General features: G+C 36.5%; 4 protein-coding genes. All 4 read right to left on the bottom strand.

The features are described 5' to 3' along the window. Window positions 1-152 precede the first annotated feature (152 nt). A complete protein-coding gene (locus AC1W31_RS20090; protein ID WP_481736285.1) occupies window positions 153-3,008 on the bottom strand; it encodes a type I restriction endonuclease subunit R in 2,856 nt (951 codons plus the stop codon). Between the two features lie 251 nt (window positions 3,009-3,259). After that, window positions 3,260-3,706, bottom strand: a complete 447-nt coding sequence (locus AC1W31_RS20085; RefSeq protein ID WP_481736284.1) for a PBECR3 domain-containing polyvalent protein — start codon at window positions 3,704-3,706, stop codon at window positions 3,260-3,262. Between the two features lie 46 nt (window positions 3,707-3,752). Next, the gene (locus tag AC1W31_RS20080; protein WP_481736283.1) at window positions 3,753-4,967 is read right to left on the bottom strand and encodes a restriction endonuclease subunit S; all 1,215 of its coding nucleotides are present in this window, start codon (window positions 4,965-4,967) and stop codon (window positions 3,753-3,755) included. A 3-nt stretch (window positions 4,968-4,970) separates the two neighbouring features. After that, a partial coding sequence (locus tag AC1W31_RS20075) for a type I restriction-modification system subunit M (protein ID WP_481736282.1) occupies window positions 4,971-5,972 on the bottom strand: 1,002 nt, incomplete at its 5' end.

Raw genomic sequence — 5,972 nt, 5'->3', positions numbered from 1 at the left:
GCAACAGAAAATGACTGAATTTTTAATCTAATCTTAGTATAATTTTAGTTAAAATATAGGTTCGGTGGCGATGTTTTTACAAGAAAATATGAACAAATTTAGCCTATCGCTCAAAACAAAAAGCCTCCATACTTGTGTATGAAGGCTTTTTATTACCCCACCATCCCATTAATAAACGTCTCTACAAAATCCAGAATGCGTTTTAAAATTCTGTCTCCTAATTTTTTGCGTTGTAGTAGGCTTGGTTTGTCTCCGTCAATGAGTTCGATAATCTCATCTCTTAATGGTTCCCTTTCTGCGAAAAGATAGTCTTCAATGAGTTTTTCGGTCTTGGCTGCGGATAGGTTTTCTTCAGCCACAATGTCGGCAAAAGCCTTTTTCTGTTCTTCGCTCCAATAATTATCAAATTCTTGCTGGATTTCGCCTGTGTCGGTGATGTCTGGCAGGTTTTCTTTGATGAATTTTTCAATCAATTCTCGTTTACTCCGCAACGTGGTTTCCGTGCTTAGTAAATTCATTATTTCTTGCTCTGCTTTGGTTGTGTCTTTCTGCGTTTTAGACTTTAAGATGATAAGAAGTTGGATAATGTAAGCAACATTTATGTCGTCTCGGTGTATCAACTCCAGTTCAAAATCTACGTCGTCCAAAATAGAAACTTTTTCTTTCGAGTTATCGCTTTTTACTTTATCGTGCAAGTCAAGATATTTACTTTTGTAATCTTCAAATAACTGTTCAGTCATGTTCAAATCTTCCCATTTGAAGTCAGAGAATGAGGCAAGGATGTTTTTTACTCGCATCAACTCACGGAAAGCTTTTACAAATGTCAATTCATCATCTTCCGTTACTAACTCATTCACACTATCAACGGTGGGAGTGATGCTTACGAGCGTATCAAACGCTTTATCAAATTGTTCCGTGTAGTTTTCATAGGGTTTCATAATGATAACCTCTATGGCATCTTTGTTACTAAATAGCGTAATAGCTTCGTCTGTACGGGTTTTTAGGTTGCGGAACGAGACAATATTACCCTGTGATTTTAATTCGTTTAATATTCGGTTTGTTCTTGAAAACGCTTGAATTAGACCATGATATTTTAAGTTTTTATCAACGTACAAAGTGTTTAGATTTGGACTATCAAAACCCGTCAGGAACATATTGACCACCAACAAAATATCAACTTTGCGTTCTTTTACTTTCTTGGAAATATCATTGTAGTAATTGTAAAAACTTTCGCTGTCTCTGGTGCTGAATTTCGTGCCAAATATTTGATTATAGTCTTCAATAAATTCGTCTAATTTTTCTCGGCTGTGCGCTTGCAAACCATAAAGGGCTTTTGGCTCTTCGACCACCGATACTTCTTCAGGAATAAATCCGTTGGCATCGGCATCGTCTTCGTTGGCGGCATAACTGAAAATTGTGGCTACGTTTAAATTGTGTTTACCTTCTTGCTTCTTTTGTTTAAAAAGGTCGTAGTATTTTATCAAAGTCTTCACACTATCCACGCAAAACATTCCTGTAAACTCTCGACTGTGGGTTTTACGCCCGTGATGAGCAATAATGTAATCCGTGATTTTATCTAAACGCTTTCCGTCTTCCATTAACTCTTGCGTGTCAATGTCTTCTACCTCAATGTCAATGTTACTTTCTCGACCGTCTTTGTGTTTGTACCTTCCTACGTATTCTACGGAGAATTTTAGTACGTTTTCGTCCTTAATTGCATCGGTAATGACGTATTTATGCAAACAGTCTTCAAATAAATCTTTGGTGGTACGTTTGCCCAATTCGTTTTTGTTAGAATTGTCTGCAAAGATGGGCGTACCCGTAAATCCAAACATCTGACTATTGCCAAAAAACTCTTTGATTCGCTTGTGGGTGTCACCAAATTGACTGCGGTGGCATTCATCGAAGATAAACACGATGCGTTTATCTTTCAGTTCTGCCATTGCTTGCTCGTACTTGAGTTTGCTAATGGCAGTATTCAATTTTTGAATGGTGGTAACTATCAGTTTGGTATCGTCGGTGAACTGTTTTACGAGTGCTTTGGTGTTGTCCGTGCCGTCGATACTGCCTTTGCTGAAACTGTTAAATTCTTTGGTGGTTTGGTAGTCTAAATCTTTCCTATCCACCACAAAAACTACTTTGTGAACTTGTGGCAGATTCATTAAAATTTGACTGGTTTTGAAACTCGTTAAAGTCTTGCCTGAGCCTGTGGTATGCCAAATGTAGCCGTTTTTATTGGAGTTTTGCACTCGGTCAATGAGTGCTTCTACGGCATAATATTGGTACGGACGTAGTACCATCGGAATTTTGTAGGCTTCGTTGAGAACAATGTATTTGCATATCATTTTTGAGATATGACAAGGTTCTAAAAACGAATCGGTAAAGCCGTTGAGAATATTGGTGAGCCGCTTGTTTTCAAAGTCTGTCCAGTAAAAAGTCTGTTTGAAACTCTGGTTGCGGTTGTTGGAATAGTATTTGGTATTTACGCCATTACTGATGATAAATATCTGGATGTACTGAAACAAAGCACTACCAGAGCCGTAGGAATGGCGTTGGTAACGGTTGGTTTGGTTAAAGGCTTCTTTGAGTTCTAAACCTTTGCGTTTGAGTTCTATTTGCACCAATGGCAAACCGTTAATTAGAATAGTTACATCGTAGCGGTTTTTGTATTTGCCTTCCTGACTGACTTGGTTGGTAACTTGAAATTGATTCTGACACCAAAAATCAGTATTGATAAACTCGAAATAGAGATTATCGCCATTGTCTCGGATGATGTGCTGTTTTTCTCGAAGGGTTTTAGATTTTTCAAAAATAGAGCCTTTGTTGAGGATATTGAGAACTCGCTCAAATTCGGTTTTTGTAAAACTGATTCTATTGTGCTTTTCTAATTGATTTTTGAGGTTTTCAATTAAAGATGCTTCGTCTTTGATGGAAACAAAAGAATAGCCCAATTTTTGGAGTTGGACAATTAATTGTTCTTCTAATACTGCTTCGGATTGCTTTGCCATTATTAAGATGATGATTTTAGAATGGTGTATTTAAACTTTTGTCCCTTTGCGACCAAATCAATTGTCGTGCCACTGGAACGACTTTCTTATTAATCAATCGTAAAACATTAGTAATTTCTTATTCCTCAAATTTGATAAAATTCAAAATAGTTGTATTTTTGTATTGTAACCGAAACGTTTAGGACGTTTGAGCGAGGGACTTCGTCTATAAGGACATTCAGCGTCGGTTTTATAAAAAACGCTTCGAGTAATCAAAGCGTTTTTTTCTTTATGTAGAAGGTCTGTAAAACAAGCCTGTTTTTCTTTCTCGACTTCTGAACTTGCCTGATTTCCTTTACTACAAAATATTTATCATCTTTTTCTTTCTCGAAAATTAGTGATGCACGGTTATTTCTAACATCATATCTAACATTGTCTGGATTTAGAATTACCTCTAATATTTCAATAAAATGGTGTTTCTGAACGGCAATTTGACCTAATTTAGCCTCTTTTATCGGGTTTCCATGTCGTTCCATCGTGTGACTGATACTGTATGTGTCAAGTGTCAGAACATAGTCTGTAACATCTATATTGGTCATGTTGCTAATCAATAAACCCAATTCTTTACTCACTATTCCCAAGTCTATTCTTTTATATTCATTTTCAATATTGTTAATGGTTAGTTCAAAAAGTTCTTCAATTTGCTCTTCAATGGTCATAAGCTATTGCTTTTAAATATTCATTTTATCCTCCTAAATTTTTCACTTACACAAACATCTGCTGCAATGATCCTTTCTTCCAAAGCTCCGTTTGCTTAATTTGTGTATCAACCTTATTTATCTTTTCATCAATTGCCGTTAGAAAATTGGCGATTTTGGTTTGTTCTTGGAAGGAGGGAATTGGTATTAGTATTTTCTCAATTTCGGTCTTGCTAATTTCTGGAAATGTTGAACCATTTGCCCTTGTTGTTAATTCATGTTTGTTTTCTTTAATCCAATTGAATACAAATAAATTGTTAATTCCTTCTTTGACAATCAAAGATTGAAAACCCTGATTTGTCGTACATTCTTCAAGTGCAATTGAGGCTTCTCCAATTGTTGCTCTTGTTGTAAGCAAAATTGTTCCAATTGGCAGTTTTTTAGCGGATGATTTTTGTAACCCTAATTCGGTTAAAGTCCTAATGCTTTTTGAAACATAATCTGATTTGATTTCTGTTGGCGTGAACCATTGTATGTTTCCGTTCCAATATTCTGGATTGATTGTGTCAGGAGTTCCCCCACCTATTATTTCACAAGTCACTCCCAACTTCTTCACCTCCCAATCCTCAAAATCATTCCCCTCATCATCTTTAAAGCGTATTTGTTGCGAAAATAACTTTTGCATTACCCCTTTTTTATAGGTTTCCAAAAGGCTTTTCTTTTTCTTTAAGGCTTGGAGTTTTTTATCTATGGTACTTAAAAAAGTGTCTATTTTTTGTTGTTCAGGGAGAGTGGGGAAGGAGATTTTTAAAGTAGCCAATTGACTTGAATATAAATGGACAACAGAAACCCCCTGTGCTAAATTTGCAATATCTTGCTTTTTAGCACTGTTCAACAAATAAGAAAGAAAAACGCCATTATTTCTTGTTTTAATAATGTTCAAATCACCGCCTAATGCAATACCACTTTTTAGTACACAAGATGCAGTGGCAATATCAATTTGCGTTTCGCCCGAAGCTGGAATAATTACATCATTTGCTTCGCTTAAAACCAAATCTTTAATATCAATATTGGTTCTTGATTTTATTTCATTGATAGTTTCTTTATAAACTGTATAAAGTTCTCCATACCGAATACATTCAGTGTCTCCATTTTCGGAAATATCTGCTTTTGAAATTCCTTTACCTTTTGAAAATTTTGCCACTTCTCCCAACTTCTTTAACTCCCAACTATCAGAAAATTCAGAGAAACGCAATTTTGGTACATTATTTTGCTTTTCCATCGTTTAAAAAGGTGTTGAAATGTTAAGTTCATTACAAAAATCCGCAATGGTGTTATCTAAGGTTACCATATCAGAATCCAATGCTTTTATTTCCTCGGCAATGGCATTAATATTAATGCTTTCTTCGGCTTCAAAAGTATCCACATAACGGGGTATGTTTAGGTTGTAATCGTTGGTGGCAATTTCTCCCAAACTGGCTTTTTTGCTGTATTTTAAGGTTTCGGTTCGGTTGCGGTAAGTATCAATAATCTTTTCAATATCATCAAACCGTAAAACATTTTGGGTTTTAATTTTCTCAAAATCATTGCTGGCATCAATAAATAAAACGTCGTCAGGGTTTTCACGGCATTTTTTAAATATCATAATACACGTAGGAATACTTGTCCCGTAGAAAATATTGGCAGGTAAGCCAATCACGGCATCCAAGAAATTACGGTTTTCAATCAAATATTTACGGATATGTTGTTCTGCTCCACCTCTAAACAAAGCACCGTGCGGAAGTACCAGAGCCATTGTTCCGTTTTCTGCCAAATGGTGTATCATGTGCTGTACAAAAGCAAAATCGGCTTTGCTACTCGGGGCAAGTTTACCGTATTGGCTAAAACGGTCGTCACTCGTAAATAAAGGATTGGCACTCCATTGAGCCGAAAAAGGAGGGTTGGCTACAATAGCTTCAAATTGGAGGTCAATATGTTGCGGATGCTCAAGGGTATCTTCCTGCTTAATATCAAACTTACGATAATGGACACCGTGCAGAATCATATTCATCCGTGCCAAGTTGTAGGTAGTACGGTTCATTTCCTGACCGTAAAAGTTATTAACTTCTTCCACTTCTTTGGCCACACGGAGCAACAATGAACCAGAACCACACGTAGGGTCATATACGCTACGGAGCTTAGTTTTGCCCGTCGTAACAATCTTGGCAAGGATTTTACTTACTTCCTGTGGCGTGTAAAACTCACCCGCTTTTTTACCTGCACCACTGGCAAACTGTCCAATCAAATA

This window comes from Arcicella sp., assembly GCF_964672035.1.
This window is presented reverse-complemented; position numbering and strand designations above follow the sequence as displayed.